Genomic DNA, 22,184 nt, shown 5'->3' with positions numbered 1-22,184 from the left:
TGTAAATGGAGTTACTGACAGAGTTAATGCAGTATATAATGAATAACCAGTCGGAGCTGCTAGCTTTAACGGTTGAGCATATCCTGTTAGTCATTTATGGAGTGGTCTTAGCGTTTATTGTCGGGGTTCCATTGGCAATTTTGGCGGTTAAAATTCCGCGGTTGGCACCGGTTATATTGTCGGTCGCGAACATCTTGCAAAATGTCCCGAGTCTCGCGATGTTGGCGATTCTCATGCTGTATTTCGGATTAGGGAATACTGCAGTGATTATCGGATTGTTCTTTTACTCATTACTGCCAATCATTCGTAACACGTATGTAGGATTGCAGGAAGTGAGTGGCAGTCTGCTAGATGCGGGCAAAGGTGTCGGCATGAATTCGTTTCAGTTGCTGACAAAGGTCCAAATCCCTCTTTCTTTACCATTTATCGTGGCGGGATTACGGGTTGCTGCAGTTATTGCAGTCGGAGTAGCTTCGATCGCGCCTTATATCGGTGGCGGTGGATTAGGGAAGGAAATTGTCTCAGGAATTGCACAGCGTTCTGATATCAAGATACTAGCCGGTGCGATACCCGCAGCTTTATTAGCAATTCTCGCAGATTATCTCCTAGGATTTGTGGAAAAATATACGAAGAAAAGAACGGCTTAAAAAGGTGGGATTCGTTTGAAGGAAGAATTATTTACTCGCCTGGAGGATGGCTACGAAGAAATGATCGAGTTGCGTCGAGAGTTTCATATGTATCCCGAGCTCTCCTTCCAAGAGGTGAATACGGCAAAAAAAATCGCTGACTACCAAAGGAAGCTGGGACTAGAAGTGCAAACAGATGTCGGAGGGAATGGAGTCGTTGCCACGCTACGCGGAAAACATCCAGGAAAGACGATAGCGATCCGTGCTGATTTTGATGCGCTTCCGATATGGGAAGAGAATGACGTACCTTATAAATCGAAAAATCCTGGAGTTATGCATGCATGCGGACATGACGCACATACGGCGATCGCATTGGGGTTATCTAAAGCACTGGTTGAGATGAAAGAACAGCTTACTGGAAATGTTGTGTTTATCCACCAGCACGCTGAGGAAGAAGATCCAGGCGGTGCGAAATCCATGATTGAATCAGGGGCCTTGTCTGGTGTTGATGTGATTTTTGCGACACATATGGAAAATTATATTCCGGTAGATCATCTCCTGTACAATGAGAACTATATATTAGGTGCATGCGATGATTTTACGATTGATATTCTAGGTTTTGGCGGACACGGTGCATTTCCGCAAGACACGGTAGATGTCATTGCAGTAGGTGCTCAGCTAATAAGTAACTTACATCAAATTACTAGCAGAAAAGTAGATCCACTACAATCGGCTGTGTTATCAATAGGTGCCTTCCATGCGGGGGAAGCAGCAAATGTCATACCGGAAAAGGCCCAACTCAAAGGGACCGTCCGTACGTTTGACGAGGGAGTTCGCCAAGAGATGCATAAGTGGGTGCAAACAATCACTTCTCATACTTGTCAGGCATTTGGTGCAACGTATGAAATGGACTATATGTTTGGCTATCCAGCAACAAAAAACGATCCAACGATTACAAAGCTGATGGTGAACGCAGCGGAAGAAGTTCTGCCGGCTGAAAACATCCAAGAGGTAAAGCCAAATATGGGTGCAGAAGATTTCTCGTACTTCCTACAGCAAGTGCCAGGAACCTACTTCTTCATAGGTTCTGCCAATGAAGAAAAAGGTTTGATCTATCCCTATCATCATCCTAAATTTGACATTGATGAAAAAGCATTACTAAACGGTGCAAAAGTACTTGCTTCTAGTATGGTTGACTATTGGAAAATCTATAATAAGGGCTAATGCTTGATATATATATACACCTCCTCTTACCATTTTAAGATGGCTAGAGGAGGTGTTTTTCATTATGGGGTGTTTACTACTAAATTGATGCATTGTAAATAGATTACATAACAATCTCTAATGATTCATTAAAATCATCATCCGTCTGATTTAAATTGAAGTCCTGGCTGAGTACACAAAATAAAATTGGTCAACTGTACCATCTCCTGAAATTTGATATAGTTAGATTATCATGTTCAGTGAATTACAATCCATAATTAACTAATAATAGATTGTGAGTAAGTATAGAAAAAGCTGGATCAGTGAATTTTTTGAAAGAAGGATACAAATGTCATTGAATAAAAAAGCACTTCAATTGTTTGAAAACAATCAATACGATGAAGCAATCTTACTGTTGGAAAATGTGGTGAAAGCAGAACGAACGGTTCAGTCGCTAAATAATTTGGCGTTCATGTATTTATACGAAGAAGAGGATGTAAATCGGGCAAAACCACTCCTTGAAGAAGTTATTTTAAAAAAACCGCAGTCACATTTCCCTTTTAGCATGCTTGGAGAAATTGCAATACAAGAAAAACAATGGCTTGATGCGAAGAATTACCTGCAAAAATCCATCGACTTTCATCCTTCTATAGAAGCAATACATAATGTGGCAGTCGCTCATTACAATCTAGAGGATTATGAAATGGCGGCGACCAGTTTTCATCAAATTGCCAAGGATTCTGATGTCATTCGCTGGTATGAAGTACTGGCACGCATTCAAAATAAAGACTATGATGTCGCTCAGTCTATTCTTGATCAATGGAACGCTCAGTCAGATGATTATGCAGGGGCGATTGAAGCGGCAGATGCTTATGTAGAAATCGACTGTTTTGAAAAAGCTCGAGACATGTTCAAGAGGGAATGGGACGAGTATGCTGTCACGTCTTACATCATTAGCAGGTATGCTTATACTTTATTCCAGTTAAATGAGTTACAAACATGTCATGACCTGATAGAGCAAGAAATTGAAAAAAAGCGTGTTGAAATTGAAGAAGAGAAACGAGAAGAATGTGATGAACATTGGTCAGAGCTGGATAAAAAAGAGAGAATTGAAGAACTTCATCAGGAATTAAATGAACTTCTTCAATTGTTTGCTAAACTGCAATCAGGGTATCGTCCTCCCATAGAGATTGAATTGGACCGGACAGGCGGCTGTTACTTATTCGGTTGTCAGCAACATATGCATGAAGAATATAATAATTAGTAAGAGTAAGTTCTAGCCCCTTGCGCGATTAAGTTATCGGAAATCGATTCACAGAATAAGTTCATGTTGGAGGAGTGGTTACTGATGCAAAATGATAATAAATTCCCCATACTGGAAACCGATAGATTGATACTGCGTCAAGTGACTGAAGAGGACGCTGGTAGCTTGCTAGCTTATTTATCTGATCCTACTGTAGTTAAGCACATGGGTTTCGAACCCTTTCTGTCTATCGATGACGCAATAAATGAAATTTCTTGGTATCGTTCCATATTTGACGAGGGAAGCGGGATCAGATGGGGAATTGCCCTTAAGGAAGACGATGTCATCATAGGTAGCTGTGGATTTCTGAATTGGATTCCAAAGCATTATCGTTCGGAAATTGGTTTTGAGTTAAGTAGAAGTTTCTGGGGGAAAGGCATAGCGAACGAAGCTCTCGAAATAGTGCTGGCTTATGGGTTCAAGCAGATGAACCTGCAACGGATTGAAGCATTGATTGAACCACCGAATGAATCATCCAAGCGTTTAGTTGAAAATCACAGTTTCGTTCGAGAAGGTTTGTTAAGGAGTTATGAGTGTACGTTAGGGAAGTTTGTTGACCTTTATATGTATTCTTTATTAAAGGAAGAGTTTTTAAATGCTTAAAAGTGGTGCCGGATCCCTGAAAAGAGAATCTAGCACCTTTTATTAATTAATATATCTGCCCTCCGTGATCCGAAAGCAAGTAATGATCACCATCCTCGGTTATGGACCAGCCCTCAAAAAGAGTGCTGCTGTGAAATACATCGATAAATAAATCATCCAACTGCACCATGAGGAAAGGGCAGTTTTCCCAAAGCTGCACATCTTGGATGGTCTTGTTGATCAATAAATCTTGAAGGTCTTTCCAACTCATACCATTCACATCCATATCAGCATGGCCGAATAAAATGGTTTCTGTGTTGCGAATTCTCCAAGCGCACTCAATCATTAGGCGGCCGTTTTCAAACTGCACGATAAATCGAGGAGCTGCTTGCACATCGACATCCAATATCCGCTGGCCAAGTAATGTAGAAAAGGTATACTTGCTTTTTTCTGAATACCAAAGTTCGCGTGCATATGCGATGATTTTTTCGATTACTTCTTCTTTTGATAAAACAAATGCTTTGTCATATTGAAATTGATCAACCCATTCACTGGGTTCATGCCACTGAAGCTGTTTTTCTTCTAAATCATATTGAATCGAACAGTTATAAATTTCTTTGACGTTAGCAAACACTTCATCAGAATTAAAAAGTAAATGTTGATGCAACAGATTTATATGGAATAATGCGCATTCTCTTTCTGAAGGAAGCTCCCAACCTATTGCGCGAACTGCTTTCTCAAACATCTCATTTATTTCAAAAGGTTGGAGGGGCGGCCGCATACTTGCCAACATCTTCACTTCATCCATATCTAAATAAATTATTTCCTCTGCCCACCGCACATAATCAGCGGGGGTATCATAGCCAGTGTACTTCTTATACAAAAGCTCTTGCAGTTCCATATGGATCATCCTTTCTCTATGTACGTTGCAATACCGTAAAAGACACTGCGTAAATGAGCAAACCACTGATAGGAATTGAAGCAACAGCAAATACTGGAAACCAAATATGATCTAAAAAATAATTCGGTATAAACATAAATGAACCAATTACGAAAAAAGAATAAATAAGTAGACCGGAAAATGCGTAACTTACTGCTTTTCTTGTATGATCAATGGCTCGTTCATCGGTGGCATCATACTCAAAAGTAAAGAAGTCCCGTATATCTGTATTCGTCTGTTTCCGCAAACGCCAAAAATGTAGTAGATTGGCAATAATGAAAAGAAATAAAATCCCTAAAAGCATATATCCCGGCCAATTGGAAATGTCTACAGAGAATCCATCAAGAAGACCTCTATCCATTTGGATAAATAATTGTTCCACTCTTAAAAAATCAAACACCATCACTGCAAGCGCTACAAATAATAAAATTCGTAAACTGACAGCCAGAAACACATTCTTCATTTAGCATCCTCCTTGAAAAAAATATCCTCAATCGGCATCTTAAATACTTCTGCAATATTCATTGCTAACAAAAGGGAAGGCGTATAGCTTCCTTTTTCCAACGCGACAATCGTCTGCCGTGTTACGCCTACTCGTTCTGCAAGCACACCTTGAGTCAAATCAAATCGTGCCCGCAGCTCCTTCACTCGATTTTTAATCACGCGCATCCTCACCTCATTTATACATAATGTATACTAAACTATACATTATGTATAGTCAACCATACAAATTTAAAATGAATTACTGCCATACTAAAATGAAGCGTGCAGTGAAGGTGTTCCAAACGTTATACTATAAGAGATAATTTAATTTTATAAAAAAGGATGATGGAACAATGCAAGTCAGAAGAATAATTAACGATGAGGATCTGAAACAAGCATTTGAAATTCGTAAAGCAGTATTCGTAGAAGAACAAAACGTGCCCGAAGAAAATGAATTTGATGAGTTCGATGCTCAAAAAGGCATATGTGAACATATTTTAGTAGTAGATGAAGAACAAGCTGTCGGCACAGGTAGAATTAGAGATGTTGATGGTGTAGGGAAGTTGGAACGGATCTGTATCCTACCTTCTCATCGGCAGTTAGGTTTGGGGAAAGTGATTGTCAGTGCATTGGAAGAGATTGCACAAGAACAAGGAATTGGTCGAGTGAAGTTACATGGCCAGACACATGCCGAGAAATTCTATCATAAGCTAGGGTATAAGACGGCTTCAGAGGTATTTATGGAGGAGGGTATTCCGCATATTGTGATGGAGAAAGAACTTTCAGCAACAGTTAGATGACTGCGGAAACCGAATATGAAAAATCTCCCACACTCAGTGTAAGGGAGATTTTTCACGTTATGCTTTCACAGAACTTCTTTTCGGCTTCGAATCCTTAATCAGAAAAGACAAGACGAGCCCGACAATTGAGATGTATCCTGCAACGAGAAATGCAATATTGACTCCATGAATTTGACCGGATACCGTACCGTCATCTATTTCAGCTGTTACCATAATCGTCACTAAAACAGCGGTCCCGACCGAGCCGGAAATCTGGCGGAAGGTGTTGTTCATGGCGGTCCCATGCGAAATCAAGTGGTTCGGTAATTGATTCAGGCCAAGTGTCGTAGAGGGCATCATGACCATGGCTATGCCTGTCATCCGAACTGCATTCAAGATAGCTAAATATGTAAAGCTAGTTCCTGCGGATAAATTCGCGAACATGAACGTTGTAATCGTCAGGATGGTGAAACCGGTTAGCAGCAGCCATCTTGCCCCGTATTTATCGAACAATGCACCGGTCACCGGATTCATGATGCCCATAATAATCGCACCTGGTAATAGCATAAGGCCTGAATGGAAAGCATTGAATCCAAGCATCGTCTGCATGAAGAGAGGTAAAATCACAGTTGTTGCGATCATGGATGAGAACACGATCATGCCGAGTCCAGTAGCAATGGTGAAGATTTTGTATTTAAATACCCTGAATTCAAGAATCGGCTGTTCCAGCTTCAATTGCCTTCGTATGAATAAAATTAACGAAATTGCTCCGATAGCAATGGATAGACCGACTTCCGCACTGAGCCAATCCGCTGTACCCGCGATACTGAATCCGTAAAGAAGTCCGCCGAATCCGAATGTGGAAAGAATGATCGATAAACTGTCCATTTTAGGATTGGTTTGTTTCGTCACGTTTTTCAGTAAGAAATATGCCGCAATGATGTTCAATAAAGCAAATGGCAGTACGACATAAAAGACACTTCGCCAAGGGAATTGGTCAACGAGATATCCTGATAAACTTGGTCCGATGGCAGGTGCAAACGCAATAACGAGCCCGTACATTCCCATTGCTTTTCCTCGTTTTTCGATAGGGAAGAGAAGGAACATAATAGTTTGCAAGAGCGGCATCATAATCCCCGCACCGGCTCCTTGTAAAACTCTTCCTAGCAATAAAAAAGAAAAGCTGGGAGCAACGGCAGCGATTAGTGTACCGAAAGCAAATATACTCATAGCAGTAAGGAATAGTCTTCTCGTAGTAAATTTTCCGATTAAAAAGGCAGTGATCGGAATCATGATCCCATTGACGAGCATAAAAATCGATTGCAACCACTGAACCGTGCTCTCCGTGATATGTAGATCAACCATGATCGGCGGCAATGCTGTCGCGAGAAGGGTTTGATTTAGGATCGTGATAAATGCACCTGATAATAAAACGACCATCAGTGGAATATTCTTTTTAAAATCAAATGTTTGCGAGTTTACCATAAATAATAACCACCCATTTTAAAAGTCGTATTCATGAAAAAATCAGAATACGACATGAATTGGACACATCTCACATGTTAGTGGTTATTTGACTGGACCTCAATTATATTGCCTAACTACATACAGTTTTTCGATAATTGAACTGGCGTCACTTATTAACGAAACGCTTCGGATTCTAAAAAGCCAGTACTCGAAACAATTCTGTCTCGAGTACTGGCTGAATCAATTTAAATAGACGCTTCATAAATGGATTGCACGGCTTTTTCAAGTGTGTCATTAAATTCTTCATCTGTCTGATTGGCATTTAAGTCTTGGCTCAGTGCACGTGAAAAACTTGCAATCAGTCCTTCGTTTTCTTTGAGCTTTTCATTCGCGATAACTGTTGAATATCCCCCTGACAGTGCGACTACTCTCACTACACGAGGGTGATCGATAAGCTCTTTATATACGTTCGCTTCTGTCGGGATCGTCAATTTCAGCATAACGTTCTCAGTGTCTTGCAACTGATCTAGATGCTTTAGAATTTCTTTTTTCAGCAGCTGTTCACATTCTTTTTTACCTGAACTGTTGATATCGACTTCAGGTTCGATGATCGGAATGAGACCCGCCGCAATAATTTGTTTACCAACCTCAAATTGTTGATCGACGATTGCCCGGATGCCTTCTTCGTTTGGCTCTTTGATGACGGAACGCATTTTGGTACCGAAAATATGACGTTCGTTTGCCCGCTTCAATAGTTCATCCAAATTAGTGATTGGTTTCATCAATTGAACCCCGTTTGCTTCTTCCGCAAGCCCTTTATCCACTTTTAGGAAAGGTACGATTTCTTTTTTTTCTGCTAAGTAATCCGCAGTGTACATGCCCTCAATTTCACGATCCATTGTCTGTTCAAAGAGAATCGCTCCGAGTATATATTTTGAATCAAAGGCAGGAGATGTAATGATCCGTGTCCGCATGTCGTGCACTAAATTGAACATCTCGTCTTCATTGGCGTAAGCATCTTCTTGTACGCCATAAGCTGCCAACGCTTTTGGTGTACTTCCGCCACTTTGATCCAGTGCGGCAATAAATCCTTTACCATTTTTAATTTTGTCAAATTGTTTTTCATTCATTTACTTCACTCCTTGTAAGTGTGTGATATATCTGATAGTTTAACATGGAATAGAGTTCGGGTGTGTGCGAAACAGCTCGCTCGTAATTATGTAGAGCTTTAGGCGACATGTCCTTTCCGATTTTGTATAAAAGCCTATATACGGGAAATCCTTACGATAAGACGTTAATCTGGCAAGGAGTGTGTCACTATTGAAAAAAGCAGTGTTTCTAGATCGCGATGGTGTGATAAATGAAGTGCTCACCGACCGGGTGAAATTTGTAAATGAGCCTCAACAGCTGTTCTTTTTGCCGGGTGTTGCGAAAGCGATTAAGCAATTGAATACGGTGTTTGATTACATCTTCGTTGTGACCAATCAAGGTGGTGTCGGACTTGGGTTTATGAAGGAGTCCCAGTTGAAGGCGATTCATAAACATATGATGGCCGAACTGGCAAAGGAAGGCGCGTTTATTCAAGAGGTTGCGTACTGTCCGCATAAACCAAAGGCAGGATGCGCTTGTCGAAAGCCGAACAGCAAAATGATTGAAGATTTGGCGAGGAAGTATCATGTAGACGTTTCCTCGTCGTATATGGTTGGGGATACTGATACGGATATTATCGCCGGTAAAAATGCAGGGACGAAAGGAGTCTTTCTTGGTACAGCAGACCCACTTGCAGATGCTGTGTTTCCTGATCTTCTTAGTGCGGCTGAGTGGATTATTGAGGATGCAAATCGAAGTTGACAGGTGAGCTGCACGACTATAAAGCTATATGGAGAATTTATATGTCCAGGGAACAAGTGTAGGATAAGTGCGCACGTTACATACCTATTATTATGCATAAAGGAATAGGAGCTGAAAATGGGTTCATAACAATAAGCATAATAAAAAGAGGAGTTGAAGCTGGTATTCGAGGCTTTGACTCCTTTTTCATGTAAAACAGCTTTCTTTACCCCGTGCTGTGTACACTATACGATAGGATAGAAAGGAAATTAGGGGGAGAATCTAGTATGAAACGAATTAAATCGGTAGAAGCATGGAAGACGCTATTGAAGAAATCAGACGAACAGCCATTTCTTTTATTCAAATTGAGTATGACGTGTATAAGTAGCGTGGTGGCGAAAAAAGAATTGCAGAAGTTGCAGACAGAACTTCCTATATACGTAGTGATTGTGCAGCTGGACAGAAAAGTTTCGAAGGCAGTCGAAGAGGATCTTGGCGTGAAACATGAATCTCCGCAGCTGTTGATTTTAAAAGACGGAAGAGGAATTTGGCAAGCGACGCATTATCATATAAAACAATCAATTGTTCTGGATGCGATTGAAGAGTATGTGTAGGCAATATTTCTCGTAATGAACCTCTAATTTTAATTAGGGGTTTTTAAAATTCCATCTACGAGCTAAATGAAAGCAATTAAAGTCAAAAAGACCGTAAATACTTCTGGTATATTAACGTTAGAGAGGTGAGGAGATGAGCTATAGTCCCGTTATTCAAAGCACCATTAACTTTATTGAAAAAAATTTGAATGAGGAATTGTCTCTTGAAGACGTATCAGCAAATGCTGGTTTTTCTAAGTTTCATTTTCACCGTATATTTCAGAATGAAACCGGCGTCTCTGTTACGGAGTATGTGAGATACAGGAGAATTACCGAGTCTGCTCAGGTGCTTATCTATACCAATGCAAAAATCATTGATATTGCGATGAATTATGGTTTTGAATCACAAGAAGCATTTTCACGAGCTTTCAAAAAGTATTATCATTTGCCCCCAGGCCACTATCGGAAACTAATGGGTAATTTAACTAAGCAAAAGGAGGAAACAACTGTGAATGAAGAACATGCTGTAAAAGGATGGATCTTAAGCGGAAGTAATCCGAATCTTTACCAGATGGGTATTGATCAAGAAACAGTGCATAAAGGGAAGTCTTCAGGTTTTTTACAATCTGTACTTGTGCAGTCTACTGATGAATTTGCTACAATGATGCAACAATTTAAAGCCGAAAAATACCTTGGGAAAAGAATGAAGTTCTCAGGATTTTTAAAGGCATCGAGCGTCGAAGGATTTTGTGGTTTTTGGATGAGAGTCGACAATACACTGGGTGACGTTTTGCAATTTGATAATATGAGCAATCGACAAATTAAGGGAGATACCGAATGGAATTATTATTCTATAGTCTTGGATGTCCCTGAAAACGGATCAACTATTTCTTTTGGAGTTCTTTTGTCAGGTAAAGGGCAAGTATGGATTGATGAATTACGTTTTGAAGAGGTAGACCACCGGGTGGCGACTACCAACCTGGATATTACATTTGAACTTCTAAATGAACCAATGAACTTGTCGTTTGAGGAATGATCAGATGTCTACTAAAAAACAATTTATCAGTATAATGATTTTTGTTCTGATTATCGCAAGCATTATGGCTATGAAATTTGCTGCAGGCAATCTCCTTTTTCCTATAATTAGAGATATGTTTAATTCGATTTTTTAAAGTGTGCGATGGATAGATTGTGGTAAATTGGCTTCTTATCGATATGTAGTATTTTAGCTCACCTTGTTATTAGGTGGGCTTAATTAATTCCATAAATAGTTTATTATTTCTCAACCAGTTGGCAGGGGGCTCTTTAATCTCTCAAATGACTGGCAAATATGAATCATAGACTGGATGAGAATAAAAGGGCGGTCTGGGACCGATTTGAGGAACTTCCACTTGCAAAAACTGATTTCCATAGATTAAAACAGATGTCTGCTCAGAGTACGGGAGCAGCAAGTAATGCACATAAGGAGAAAAGTAAGATTCCATAAAGTGTGCCTCCTAAATTTTACTTTACAATACACTATATTCTTCTAGTTTCAAGTATGTGAAGTATAACAAACTGTTTTTAAACATAAAGTAGCCTGATTAGCATGAAGTCAGGAGGAGAAAGAATTGACACATGATCATTCAGGGAGCGAAGACTATCCTCTTTATCCGAATTACGGGAAAATAACCCGTTATGAAGAAGTGGCACTGACGGTACCTGAGCAAAGACAATACCATCAGCCGGGAAGGGAAGCATTAATGGTGCCGCGGCCTATCATCGAAAACCCAAATTATTTGGGAAGTGGCAAGTTGAAAGGAAAAACAGCACTTATTACAGGAGGTGACAGCGGTATAGGAGCTGCGACTGCCATTGCTTTTGCAAAGGAGGGAGCCGACGTAGCCATTGCCTATCTAGATGAGCATGAGGATGCCAAACGGACTAAAGACAGAATTGAAGAACTTGGCCAGCGCTGCCTTCTGTTGCCCGGTGATCTGCGCCATAAAAAGCAATGTGTGGAGATCGTCGAAAAAACGGTCAATACATTCGGTTCACTTCATATCCTTTGTAACCATGTCGGCATTCAGTTCCAGCAATTGAGCATTGTAGATATTAGCGATGACCAATTTGATGAGACGTTTAAACTAAATGTTTATTCCCATTTTTATACTACACGCGCCGCAATGAACTATTTAAAAAAGGGTAGTTCCATTATTAATACAGCTTCCGTTGTTGCTTTTGAAGGCAATGAGCAATTAATGGATTATACAGCAACAAAAGCGGCAATTGTGGGTTTGACACGGGCATTGGCTAGAAATTTGGTCAGCAAAGGAATCCGTGTCAACGCTATTGCACCAGGTAAAATTTGGACTCCATTGATTCCTGCAAGCTTTTCAGCAGACCAAGTAGTTTTGGCGGGTAACCCGATGGATCGGCAAGGGCAGCCATTTGAAGTAGCACCGACTTTTGTTTACCTTGCCTCTGATGATTCTCGCTTCGTAACCGGGCAAGTATTGCATGTAAACGGTGGTCAAGTGTTCGCTTGAAGATTTTATAAGCGTGAAGTTATTTTTGGCAATTATGGCACAATGTTTCAAAAAGTTCTTTGTATTCTTAGACTAAAACGGTGTAAATAATATTAAGAAATATGGGAAAGCTAATTTGGAAGGAAAAGCGAAGGAAGGAGGATGGAAAATGGATAAAAACTTTCCCAAGCCGAATGATCCAGCTGATAACAAGGAAAGATTGAACAAAACGATCAGCAATATGGAAGCAGCGAAGGAAGCAATGCACTTCGCAGAAGGTGAAGAACGTGCCAAAATCAAAGAAAAAAATGACCGTAGGGAAGAAAGCATTAAAGATTTAAAGAGTGAAATACATGAAGAAGACAAATCGCGAATTAATGGATATATTTAAAGATAACTGGGCAACGAACTTACTCTATGTTGCCCAGTTATCTTTGTTTATACTCTCGCCGGCGCCTCTACATTTTTATACACATTTACGATAAATAGAAGAATAGAGAAAGCTAAAGCGATACCTCCGCCCCAAACACAAATTTGTATGAGCATCAATGGGGCACCGATAGCTGGCTGGATGATCAACATACCTAGCAATAAGATCGGCAATCCGATGTTATAGAGCCAAAATTGTGCTTTTCCTAACGCACTGTTTCCGGCTTTCGGATATACTGAATAAATAATACCGATTGCAGCAGTCGTCAACCACCCAACAACATTTATATGTGCGTGTGTTGCCCCCCACTGAAGTTCGATTGTCGCGTGCATATAAAGTCCAAAACCTACTCCGATTAAAAAATAAATAACAGCCGCTTTAATCCATTTCGCTCCCATGTTTATTCACCTCCTTTCAATCTTGGAGAATTTAGATATGTGCTACCATTCACTTCCTAACTATTCTTTATAATAAACATGTTGATTTTTCGTCATTTCTGTTAAGTTTGTTCTATTATATGCAAGATAGGTTGAGAATAGGTACAGGGTTCCCCCTCATGGAAAAGAGCCAATTACAAGGTAATTGGCTCTTTTCCATGAGGTTTTTGTATTGCATTTTCGCAGTGGAAAATACTTTTTATGTAAAATAGTCAAGTGAAACGGTTTATAATATATAGTTTTTCATAATAATTTCACAATCCAATTTTCCTTTAATTTGTATTAACTTCTAACATTTTAATGAGTTGCAAATATATAAAAATATATATAATAACCTTTTGTGACAACGATTGTTATCTATTGTTTTTCATTTATGAAAGGCATAATATAGATTTCACAAAAGTGCTATTTTACTTTAAATGTAATAAATATTAGCTTTTATTGATATTTAAATATAGTTAATGGAATATGAGCGCTTTAAATACAGAAGGAAGAGGGGAGCCCCATTGAAGAAAAAGTGGTTATTAATTTCGAGTTTTCTACTCATGATTTTATCCGGTTGTGATAACCCGTTGCTTATATTTGACCCAAAAGGTCCACAGGCTCAAACGATATCGGATACAATTCTCTTTTCTATCCTAATGATGGCGGGAATTTTATTCGTTGTGTATGTTCTCTTTGCTTTTATGTTAGTGAAGTATCGATCGTCTAAATTGGCTGCTGATTATGAGCCGCCGCATGAAGAAGGAAGCAAATGGTTGGAAATAACGTGGATCTCCATTCCGATCATCATAGTAGTGATTTTATCTGTCGTCACTGTACGCTCTACGGTAGACGTGGAAAATACACCAAAAGCATATGCAAATGAAAAACCACTCATTGTCTATGCCTCTTCATCCAACTGGAAATGGCATTTCAGTTATCCTGAAGAAGGCATTGAAACCGTGAATTACGTTAATATTCCCAAAGATCGTCCGATTGAATTCAAACTTTATTCATACGGTCCGATCACAAGCTTTTGGATTCCTCAGTTGGCAGGCCAAAAATATGCAATGAGTGATATGGTGACGACGATTCATTTGGCTGCTGATACGCCAGGATCGTATATGGGAAAAAACTCCAACTTTAGCGGGAAAGACTTTGCACATATGGAGTTTGAAGCACAAGTCCTGACTGCAAAACAGTATGACGAATGGGTGCAGGATGTGAAAGAAACAGCGCCTATGTTAACAGAAGCAGAGTTCAATCACTTGCTTGAGCCTGGTATTTTGGGCCGTAAAACTTATAGGTCTACGCATTTAGGATTCAGTCCGGCCCCTGAAGGTGAGCATGCAGGCCATCAACACGAGAAAAATGCGGACATGGACATGGGAACGATGCATGAAAATGATTCAACTATACACGGTGAACATCAGAATAACTAGTTTCAACCCAAACCTCGAAAGGAGTTTACATCTATGAAATGGGATGAATTTTTTGTCACCGGTGAACCGATGATTTACGCGGCGATGGTCAGTATTGTGCTTGTCTCCATCGCGATTCCGGCTGGTCTTACATATTTTAAAAAGTGGGGATATCTTTGGCGTGAATGGCTGACCACGGTTGACCATAAAAAGATTGGTGTCATGTATATTATTGCCGCTTTACTCATGTTGTTCCGCGGAGGAGTCGATGCACTTTTAATGAGAGCGCAAACGGCTGTACCAAATAATGGTTTGCTTGACGGACAGCATTACAATGAAATTTTCACAACTCACGGGATTATCATGATTCTCTTCATGGCAATGCCTTTCATTATTGGTTTAATGAATGTGGTCGTTCCGCTTCAAATTGGAGCACGGGACGTAGCATTCCCGCGTTTAAACGCAGTCAGCTTCTGGCTCTTTTTCTTCGGAGCGATGCTGTTGAATATTTCCTTTGTCATCGGAGGATCGCCTGATGCAGGTTGGTCTGCATATTTCCCGCTTGCCAGTTTGGAGTTCAGCCCGACTGTCGGAAATAACTACTACTCCCTTGCATTGCAGATTGCAGGAATCGGGACGCTTATGACGGGGATCAATTTCCTCGTGACGATACTTAAAATGCGGGCACCTGGTATGAAATTAATGAAAATGCCGATGTTTACATGGTCCATTTTGATAACAAGTGTCATTATTATTTTCGCTTTCCCTGTATTGACAGTAGCACTTGCGTTAATGATGCTCGACCGCCAATTCGGCACGCAGTTCTTTGCGATGCAAAATGGCGGAATGGACATGCTCTGGGCGAACTTGTTCTGGGTATGGGGTCATCCGGAAGTATACATTGTTATCTTGCCGGCATTCGGTATTTACAGCGAGATCATTGCTACGTTTGCCCGAAAAAACTTGTATGGCTATAAATCAATGGTCTATAGTATGGTCGTCATTTCCTTGCTGTCATTCCTAGTATGGGTCCACCATTTCTATACAATGGGGCATGGTGTCATGGTCAACAGTGTTTTCTCCATTACAACAATGGCCATTTCAGTACCGACTGGTGTGAAAATATTTAACTGGCTCTTTACTTTGCGGCGAGGGAAAATAAGTTTTACGACCCCGATGCTCTATGCACTCGCGTTCATTCCGATTTTTACAATCGGAGGGGTAACAGGCGTCATGTTAGCGATGGCGAGTGCCGACTATCAATATCACAATACAATGTTCTTGGTTGCGCACTTCCACTACGTATTGATTCCGGGTACTGTATTTGGCGTCATCGCCGGCTTCCATTATTGGTTCCCGAAAGTGTTCGGTTTTAAATTGAATGAAAGACTGGGGAAATGGGCGTTCTGGTTTATCGCGATTTCATTCAACATTACATTCTTCCCACTCTTTATCCTGGGATTGAATGGTATGACGCGTAGAATGTATACCTATTCTGAAAGCACAGGATACGGCCCGTTAAATATGCTCTCCATGGTTGGCGCTATGGGCTTGACGATCGGTTTCATCCTGCTAGTCTACAATATTTATTGGAGTACACGTTATCAGCCGCGTGAAGTAACGGGAGACCCTTGGGATGCGCGCTCATTGGAGTGGAGTACACCAAGTCCTGTTCCAGAGTATAACTTTGCGAAGACACCGGTTGTCGATAAATTGGATGCTTTCTGGTTTGCGAAAAAAGAAGGCAAATCGTTGATTGAAGAAGGGGATTATGAACCGATTCATATGCCGAACAACAACGGTCAGCCGTTCATCATGGGCGTGGCATTTTTCTTCTTCGGATTCTTCATGGTCTTCAGCTGGTGGCTTCCTGCGATTATTGCCGGGATGTTTATCTTAGGTACGATGGCATATCGAACATTTGAACAAGATCATGGACATTATGTTACTGTCGAAGAAATTGAACGGACAGAAAATGCATTGAGAGGTGAGAAAAAATGAAAATAGATCACTCGTTGCCATTGGAATATAGTACAGAGGAAAATAAGCTGAAAATACTTGGATTTTGGGTGTTTCTTGGCGCGGAAATCGTATTGTTCTCAACTCTTTTTGCTGTCTATTTTACATTGCAAAATAATATAGGGAATGGACCGGGCGGCAGTCATATTTTTGAACTCACGCCTGTGATGATCGAAACAATTGTATTGCTGTCGAGCAGTTTCACCATCGGTCTTGGCATTCACGCCATGAGATTAGGCAATAAAAAAGCGATGATGACCTTCTTTGGTATTACGTTATTTCTGGGCCTCGGATTCTTGGGCGTGGAAATTATGGAGTTTTTCACGTATGTACATGAAGCTGCTACAATGCAAACGAGTGCATTCCTTTCCGCGCTCTTTACATTGCTTGGAACCCATGGAGCTCACGTGACATTCGGCTTGCTGTGGGGTGGTGCGATTTTGTTGCAAGTGAAAAAACGTGGTTTGACACCGGAGACGGCAAATAAATCCTTTATTTTCTCCTTGTATTGGCACTTCCTAGACGTTGTCTGGATCTTTATTTTCAGTTTTGTCTATATGAAAGGGATGATGTAAGTTGAAAGAACTGTTTCCGGTACCACATGTGATCGGTTTTGTTTCTTCATTGCTCCTTTCACTTATCGCACTCGTCGTCATTAAGTTTGATCTATCGTTTGGCATGGGTATGACCATATTGGGAGTGACAGCTATCATTCAAGCATGCTTACAGTTGTTTCTTTTCATGCATGTCGGAGAGAATGAAAACAAAACTGCACTGTTGACCAATATTGGCTACGCATTATTTGTAGGGCTGGTCACCATCTTCGGCACATTATTTGCGATGATGTGGGGCTATCAGATGATATGAAAGAAAGGGCATCATGCGAATGCATGATGTCTTTTTTATGCTTACCGCATGTTGTAAGAGGGAAATGATATAGTAGATTAATTGAAAGGAGTAAAGCGAATGAAAAAGCGAGTTTATGGTAGCCTATTGATTTTGCTGCTAGTAGTATTGAGTGCATGTTCTGCGGATCCTGAATCAGTCAAAGAGCCTCAAATTGATGCAGAATCTCCAGCAGATCAGGGAGAAGCGATGACAAAACCTGATGATAAAACGACTGGCGATAAAATAGAAGATAGAAAAGCGGAACCTTTGACGCAACAAGAAGTGCTGAGCGCAATTGCAGATGAATTGCAAACCAATGTGGAGAAAATATTGCCAAATCATCTGCCTCTGGAAAAAGGACAGCATCTTACGGCGAAAACAGAATCCCGACAGAACGAATATTTCATCGACTTTTATTCAACCAAAGAACTGATTCCTATTAATAATGAAATACTAAAAGAAGAACGTCCAGATATCAAAAAAATAGCAAATCTCAAAGTTAAAATCTATTCATCTGAAAAAGAAGCTGATGAGACCATTGGATTTGAAGACTATTCTAAAGTAGGGGGTCAGAAAGTAGACCTGGGATTTGAAATCACAGGCTATCAAGATGCAGGTGTCGGCAATTTATGGACGAGTTGGAATGAAGGCAGATGGGCGTTGGCTACGCATACTTCGATTCAGCAGCCTGAACAAGGAGTTGATTTAGCTAAACAAAGTGTTAAGTATTTGGAAGAACATACATTGCCGATACCAAAAATGTATGGTGCAATTCGCTTGGATGCTACAGGAGACAGTCATTATGCTTTTTGGGCGAAAGGAAGAGTGGTCGCTGAAGTTACTGAGGTATCGTCAGCGCAGAATTTATTGGAGACAATTGTGAGTTTTGAATGACTGTCTAGAGAGATTGCATCATATAGATAAAAGGGAAATTTAGATGCAGAGCGAAAGAGTAGGATAAGGGAGGAATGACCATGAGTAGTGGAGCTGAACAAGTAAACACGAATGCCTTGCAAAAAGAGTATATTGAAACACCTGTTAAGACCATTTTCAAGAAGTTTGCTAATCAAAGAGATGTATCCTTAGTCTATGGAGAACCTATTGAACTGGGCTTGCAAAAAGTGGTTCCTGTAGCAAAAATCAAGTATGCAGTTGGTGGCGGTGGGGACGGAAACGGTGGAGAAGGTGGTGGAGGCTCTTTTAAAGTAAAACCGGTGGGGGTATACATCATCACACCGGATCAGGTGAAGTTTCAATCTACACTGGATGTGAAAAAGCTTACTGCGCTATCTGTTGTGGTAGGTGGGGTTTTAGGTTTGTTGGCGGTTTGGAAGGGAAGATGATTTAGATTCTATAGTATGAGAAGTTATTTTACTTATTACTACGGAAAAATAAAAGTTTCCATTGAGGCTGAGACAAAACGAGCCTAATTAATAATGTAAAAGGGTGCGGTCATCATTTTTTGATGACTGCACCCTTTTTGAGTGGAGAATTATGTACTCTTACGATCAACTCCTAGTTATGGCGGTATACTTTCTCAAGTTTGCCTCCATAAACATGAACTCTAATTCATTTTCTGTCTTTTCGTTTCCTCTTACGAAGAAATTAGTGAAATGCAAATCAGCCTTCGGAAGTCCAGATATTGAAGCTATATCGATCTTACAATTATCCTATATATTCCTTGTTTTTTCTTCTGAAAGCTTTTCTAAAACATATGCTTTTGGCGCTCCTACACTTTATATTCATATACTTTAAATCTACGATTGAAATCATACTTGCCTTTTGTTTAGAGACGTATTTGAATGCAATTTTTTGTTCGCGCCTATAAACAGTGGTCTAACACAATATATTTATTTTTCCCAGTCTATTTTCAATGTGTTGTATTTAGCAGGCTTAAGAATTGTCGCGCGCCTTTAGCCTGTAGCATAAGCTAATAAAGTAAATAAGAAAAAAGGGGAGTGCTTATGAAAGATGAGCTTATTTATCAACAACGACAAGCACAAAAGCATTTATAAAAATCAAGAAAAAATAAAAGGTATAAATCAGAACTTTTTTAGGAGTGATCCCTTATCCGAGATCTTGAAGGAACAACAAAAGATAAATGATTCATTTTACCGATCAATTCGTGATCTGGAAACGATAAGCAAACAACAAAAATTTAGGCAAAATGAGCAATGGGATGAAATTAATCATCTGTTTAATGAATTTAAAGAATATCATGATAGGAAAAACAAACATGTGGTACAAAAGTTACTAGATTTAGAAGCTGGAAACCGGAAGTTACGACAACGATTTAATCATAAACAGTTATCAGAAGAAAAGTGGATAGATCAAATGGATTCCATTCAGAAATCAAATGATGAAATAATACTGCAACTCATACAATATGCCCTAACAAGTGAACAAATAGAAGAGAAAGTAGATGAACAAATTACGACGCAAAAGCAAATGTATGAAAAAGTCTTGGAACACTCAAAAAATCAAACCGATGTTATAAAAAGATTAGAAATCCAAGAGGAAATCTCGGAAAAAACTTTAATACAAATAGATCATTTTCGCTCTGTTGAATTGAAAGGGCAGTTTGATGAACTAAAAGAATTGTATGGAAAGCATGAAAAGACAGAGCAAAAGCTATTGGATTTAGTAACGGAAAACCGGAAATTAGAACAACAATTTATAAATAAACAGTTACCCGCTCAAGAGTGGATTGATAACATGATTTTCATTCGGAAATCAACCGATGAAATAATGGAACAACTCCAACAATATGCACTTAGAAGCGAACAAATCGAAAGGAAGTTAGAGGAGGAAATAATAGCGCAAAAGCAAACGAATGAACAAGTGCTAGAACAAGTAAATAAGCAAACAGATGATATACGTCGATTGGAAAATAAAAAAGGAATCACAGAAAGAGCTTTAAGACAAATTAGAACATATTCAGATGAGCAAGCATTAGAAGGAATTAAAAGACTACCAACAGATAATAAAAGTGTTGCAAAAAAAATAAACACTGGAAATGTGCAATTGCATAAACCAAAACCCAAATCTGAACCTGAATTGAAAAAGGGAAATTCGAATTTGCTTCGACACATAAATAAAAAGAACGTTCGACTAATTAAATTGGAGGAATGCCCACTTAAAGAAGTTAATTATCAACAACTAGAATGTGAACTTAAAAATCAAACTGAAGGATCGGAAAGGGAGGGGAATGAGGCAGAAAAATTAAGTTCTCAGAAAAATGAATGTCAGAGAGCTGAAGAGAATAGAAAAGCTTCTTTGAGAAGAAAGAAGGTGTTTGGCAAAAGGGAACAAAATAAAGGATCACTACAGAAATATTACTTATATAAACAATTTAGTAAATACCCAAGAATTGATGATTTTTAAAAAATCAGGTGTTAAGAAAGGGTGATAAGTGTGACGGAAAGTGGTAAAGATCTATTGAAGAATGAATTGAAGAAACTAATCCCGGAAATAGAACATTTAAATGGGATCCTGGATCAGGTGGAGATAAACGTTGTTGATAACAACACTACGTATGAAGTGAAAGAAGTTAACAAGCAGGAACTAGAGGCCATTAAAAGATCGGCCCTAAGCAAAGATGGTAGATTTGAAAAAAATGAATCCAATGAGTCTAGAAAGAATATTGGGATACTAAACGAGATAAGAAATAATTTAACTTCTTTAGATAAGAAAATGGATATAATCATTCAGTATTTGGAAGCAAAGGGATGATAGATTTAAAGTCCTTGATGTTTTAGTGGGACTTTATTTAACAAGGACATTAAAAACACTTCCCATCATATGGTGACCTTCCTAGTGTCTATCCATCCAGCATACAGAAATAAAAATAGAGATTGGGGAATCATATTGTTTAAATAAAGGGCTGCTACTTCAGTTGTGAAGTAGCAGCCTTTGTCAATCAATACTATATTATTCGTTTAAATCGAGATCTTCAATGCCGTTGCCAGCTCCATTTGTTGGGCATGGACCAGGTGCTTGATCAAATTCATCCTCAACCGTAACCGTATTGTTTAATCTAAATGCGGGTGCGGCAATTAATAAGTTTTCTTTTTTCCAGAGTTTGTCGATAATAAAACCTCTCACAATAAGTTCTGTTCCATCAGCTGAAACAGAACAATTTAGATAAACTTGAACACAAGATCCATCTACGATTTTAAGGGCGTCACTAGCATATACACGGCGTCCAATACCAGGATCTGTTGATACACTAAAGAAGCGAGAGCAGTAAAAACTGTGTGTATCATTGATTACTAGTGCACAGGTTGTATCGTTTGGATTAGGTGCAATTACCTGATAACCAATCGTAACATCAACTGCTGAACAATCTTCTCTCGGTGCTTCATTGGCACATGTTAGAATTACCTCACAGTTGTCTGGATCGATTGGAGAAACAACTCCACGACAATTCTGTGCACCGGTAAAATCAACAACTGGATACCTCTTTTCAAAGGTGTCTACACAAATAAAACGATCTTGATGAGCACAAATTAAGGTAAAAGGATCGAAGCCAATTATTGAGCCAAGTGAATTTTGCAGTTTTGGTGGAAACGCACCTGTCTGTTCATATAAAGACTGTAAATCCATTCCCTTACTTTCATTCTCTTTTGTCATTTAATTTCCTCCTAAAATATCTTTTGTAAGGCCTTACACTAATACTATATGTAAGAAGGATT

26 protein-coding genes are annotated in these 22,184 nt (G+C 39.5%); 18 read left to right on the top strand and 8 right to left on the bottom strand.

The window, feature by feature from the left end; genetic code table 11:
* Nucleotides 1-5: 5 nt before the first annotated feature.
* The 4 genes from MKX97_RS11200 (at nucleotide 6) to MKX97_RS11185 (ending at nucleotide 3,735) form a co-directional block, all read left to right on the top strand.
* The gene (locus MKX97_RS11200) at nucleotides 6-647 is read left to right on the top strand and encodes an ABC transporter permease (protein WP_221838074.1); all 642 of its coding nucleotides are present in this window, start codon (nucleotides 6-8) and stop codon (nucleotides 645-647) included.
* Between the two features lie 15 nt (nucleotides 648-662).
* Complete coding sequence (locus MKX97_RS11195) at nucleotides 663-1,850, top strand: M20 family metallopeptidase (protein WP_342535978.1); 1,188 nt, start codon at nucleotides 663-665, stop codon at nucleotides 1,848-1,850.
* A gap of 328 nt (nucleotides 1,851-2,178) precedes the next feature.
* Nucleotides 2,179-3,093, top strand: coding sequence for a hypothetical protein (locus MKX97_RS11190; RefSeq protein WP_342535977.1), 915 nt, complete (start codon nucleotides 2,179-2,181; stop codon nucleotides 3,091-3,093).
* A gap of 84 nt (nucleotides 3,094-3,177) precedes the next feature.
* On the top strand, nucleotides 3,178-3,735 hold the full coding sequence (locus tag MKX97_RS11185) for a GNAT family protein (protein WP_342535976.1): 558 nt from the start codon (nucleotides 3,178-3,180) through the stop codon (nucleotides 3,733-3,735).
* A 46-nt stretch (nucleotides 3,736-3,781) separates the two neighbouring features.
* Here MKX97_RS11185 and MKX97_RS11180 read toward each other — a convergent pair whose 3' ends face one another.
* Genes MKX97_RS11180 through MKX97_RS11170 form a run of 3 tightly spaced genes read right to left on the bottom strand, consistent with a single transcriptional unit; the run spans nucleotide 3,782 to nucleotide 5,323 of the window.
* The gene (locus MKX97_RS11180; protein WP_340759107.1) at nucleotides 3,782-4,615 is read right to left on the bottom strand and encodes a hypothetical protein; all 834 of its coding nucleotides are present in this window, start codon (nucleotides 4,613-4,615) and stop codon (nucleotides 3,782-3,784) included.
* A gap of 16 nt (nucleotides 4,616-4,631) precedes the next feature.
* A complete protein-coding gene (locus MKX97_RS11175; RefSeq protein WP_221837131.1) occupies nucleotides 4,632-5,117 on the bottom strand; it encodes a hypothetical protein in 486 nt (161 codons plus the stop codon).
* A complete protein-coding gene (locus MKX97_RS11170) occupies nucleotides 5,114-5,323 on the bottom strand; it encodes a helix-turn-helix transcriptional regulator (protein WP_078816980.1) in 210 nt (69 codons plus the stop codon). The genes MKX97_RS11175 and MKX97_RS11170 overlap by 4 nt, the downstream gene beginning before the upstream one ends.
* 167 nt (nucleotides 5,324-5,490) lie before the next feature.
* Between MKX97_RS11170 and MKX97_RS11165 the strand changes: the two genes are divergently transcribed.
* Nucleotides 5,491-5,937 (top strand): GNAT family N-acetyltransferase, encoded by a 447-nt coding sequence (locus MKX97_RS11165; protein WP_221837128.1) that lies wholly within the window; start codon nucleotides 5,491-5,493, stop codon nucleotides 5,935-5,937.
* Between the two features lie 57 nt (nucleotides 5,938-5,994).
* On the opposite strand, the gene MKX97_RS11160 is transcribed toward MKX97_RS11165, so the two are convergent.
* Nucleotides 5,995-7,401 carry an MDR family MFS transporter gene (locus tag MKX97_RS11160; protein ID WP_340759105.1) on the bottom strand — a complete coding sequence of 469 codons (1,407 nt, stop codon included), beginning with the start codon at nucleotides 7,399-7,401 and terminating at the stop codon, nucleotides 5,995-5,997.
* Nucleotides 7,402-7,628: 227 nt separating this feature from the next.
* A complete protein-coding gene (locus MKX97_RS11155; RefSeq protein WP_078816977.1) occupies nucleotides 7,629-8,513 on the bottom strand; it encodes a fructose bisphosphate aldolase in 885 nt (294 codons plus the stop codon).
* A 190-nt stretch (nucleotides 8,514-8,703) separates the two neighbouring features.
* Between MKX97_RS11155 and MKX97_RS11150 the strand changes: the two genes are divergently transcribed.
* The 3 genes from MKX97_RS11150 to MKX97_RS11140 all read left to right on the top strand — a co-directional run bounded on the left by MKX97_RS11150 (nucleotide 8,704) and on the right by MKX97_RS11140 (nucleotide 10,842).
* The gene (locus MKX97_RS11150; protein ID WP_078816976.1) at nucleotides 8,704-9,234 is read left to right on the top strand and encodes an HAD family hydrolase; all 531 of its coding nucleotides are present in this window, start codon (nucleotides 8,704-8,706) and stop codon (nucleotides 9,232-9,234) included.
* Between the two features lie 266 nt (nucleotides 9,235-9,500).
* On the top strand, nucleotides 9,501-9,827 hold the full coding sequence (gene ytxJ / locus MKX97_RS11145) for a bacillithiol system redox-active protein YtxJ (RefSeq protein ID WP_221837122.1): 327 nt from the start codon (nucleotides 9,501-9,503) through the stop codon (nucleotides 9,825-9,827).
* 133 nt (nucleotides 9,828-9,960) lie between these two features.
* Nucleotides 9,961-10,842, top strand: coding sequence for an AraC family transcriptional regulator (locus tag MKX97_RS11140; protein ID WP_009497775.1), 882 nt, complete (start codon nucleotides 9,961-9,963; stop codon nucleotides 10,840-10,842).
* 277 nt (nucleotides 10,843-11,119) lie between these two features.
* On the opposite strand, the gene MKX97_RS11135 is transcribed toward MKX97_RS11140, so the two are convergent.
* The gene (locus MKX97_RS11135; protein ID WP_340759103.1) at nucleotides 11,120-11,290 is read right to left on the bottom strand and encodes a hypothetical protein; all 171 of its coding nucleotides are present in this window, start codon (nucleotides 11,288-11,290) and stop codon (nucleotides 11,120-11,122) included.
* 126 nt (nucleotides 11,291-11,416) lie between these two features.
* On the opposite strand from MKX97_RS11135, the gene MKX97_RS11130 reads away from it, so the two are divergent.
* Nucleotides 11,417-12,334, top strand: a complete 918-nt coding sequence (locus tag MKX97_RS11130; protein ID WP_078816974.1) for an SDR family oxidoreductase — start codon at nucleotides 11,417-11,419, stop codon at nucleotides 12,332-12,334.
* Nucleotides 12,335-12,482: 148 nt separating this feature from the next.
* Nucleotides 12,483-12,704 carry a small, acid-soluble spore protein tlp gene (locus MKX97_RS11125; RefSeq protein WP_078816973.1) on the top strand — a complete coding sequence of 74 codons (222 nt, stop codon included), beginning with the start codon at nucleotides 12,483-12,485 and terminating at the stop codon, nucleotides 12,702-12,704.
* A 47-nt stretch (nucleotides 12,705-12,751) separates the two neighbouring features.
* On the opposite strand, the gene MKX97_RS11120 is transcribed toward MKX97_RS11125, so the two are convergent.
* A complete protein-coding gene (locus tag MKX97_RS11120; protein WP_078816972.1) occupies nucleotides 12,752-13,141 on the bottom strand; it encodes a hypothetical protein in 390 nt (129 codons plus the stop codon).
* Nucleotides 13,142-13,686: 545 nt separating this feature from the next.
* On the opposite strand from MKX97_RS11120, the gene qoxA reads away from it, so the two are divergent.
* From qoxA to MKX97_RS11080, 8 genes are all read left to right on the top strand, one after another.
* The gene (gene qoxA, locus MKX97_RS11115) at nucleotides 13,687-14,604 is read left to right on the top strand and encodes a cytochrome aa3 quinol oxidase subunit II (RefSeq protein WP_342535975.1); all 918 of its coding nucleotides are present in this window, start codon (nucleotides 13,687-13,689) and stop codon (nucleotides 14,602-14,604) included.
* A gap of 33 nt (nucleotides 14,605-14,637) precedes the next feature.
* A complete protein-coding gene (qoxB, locus tag MKX97_RS11110) occupies nucleotides 14,638-16,584 on the top strand; it encodes a cytochrome aa3 quinol oxidase subunit I (RefSeq protein ID WP_342535974.1) in 1,947 nt (648 codons plus the stop codon).
* Nucleotides 16,581-17,177, top strand: a complete 597-nt coding sequence (gene qoxC, locus MKX97_RS11105; protein ID WP_342535973.1) for a cytochrome aa3 quinol oxidase subunit III — start codon at nucleotides 16,581-16,583, stop codon at nucleotides 17,175-17,177. The genes qoxB and qoxC overlap by 4 nt, the downstream gene beginning before the upstream one ends.
* A 1-nt stretch (nucleotide 17,178) precedes the next feature.
* Nucleotides 17,179-17,469 (top strand): cytochrome aa3 quinol oxidase subunit IV, encoded by a 291-nt coding sequence (gene qoxD, locus MKX97_RS11100; RefSeq protein ID WP_221837115.1) that lies wholly within the window; start codon nucleotides 17,179-17,181, stop codon nucleotides 17,467-17,469.
* 99 nt (nucleotides 17,470-17,568) lie between these two features.
* On the top strand, nucleotides 17,569-18,384 hold the full coding sequence (locus MKX97_RS11095; RefSeq protein ID WP_342535972.1) for a hypothetical protein: 816 nt from the start codon (nucleotides 17,569-17,571) through the stop codon (nucleotides 18,382-18,384).
* 80 nt (nucleotides 18,385-18,464) lie between these two features.
* Entirely contained in the window at nucleotides 18,465-18,833 is a 369-nt protein-coding gene (locus MKX97_RS11090; RefSeq protein ID WP_221837110.1) for a hypothetical protein, read from the top strand.
* A 628-nt stretch (nucleotides 18,834-19,461) separates the two neighbouring features.
* Nucleotides 19,462-20,874, top strand: coding sequence for a hypothetical protein (locus MKX97_RS11085; RefSeq protein WP_342535971.1), 1,413 nt, complete (start codon nucleotides 19,462-19,464; stop codon nucleotides 20,872-20,874).
* Between the two features lie 30 nt (nucleotides 20,875-20,904).
* Nucleotides 20,905-21,222: a hypothetical protein gene (locus MKX97_RS11080; protein ID WP_221837106.1), complete on the top strand. Its 318-nt coding sequence runs from the start codon at nucleotides 20,905-20,907 to the stop codon at nucleotides 21,220-21,222.
* Nucleotides 21,223-21,420: 198 nt separating this feature from the next.
* Here the strand turns inward: MKX97_RS11080 and MKX97_RS11075 are convergent, their stop codons facing one another.
* Nucleotides 21,421-22,122, bottom strand: coding sequence for a hypothetical protein (locus tag MKX97_RS11075; protein ID WP_342535970.1), 702 nt, complete (start codon nucleotides 22,120-22,122; stop codon nucleotides 21,421-21,423).
* Nucleotides 22,123-22,184: the final 62 nt, after the last annotated feature.

This window comes from Sporosarcina sp. FSL K6-3508 (assembly GCF_038615825.1).
Classification (GTDB): domain Bacteria; phylum Bacillota; class Bacilli; order Bacillales_A; family Planococcaceae; genus Sporosarcina; species Sporosarcina newyorkensis.
This window is presented reverse-complemented; position numbering and strand designations above follow the sequence as displayed.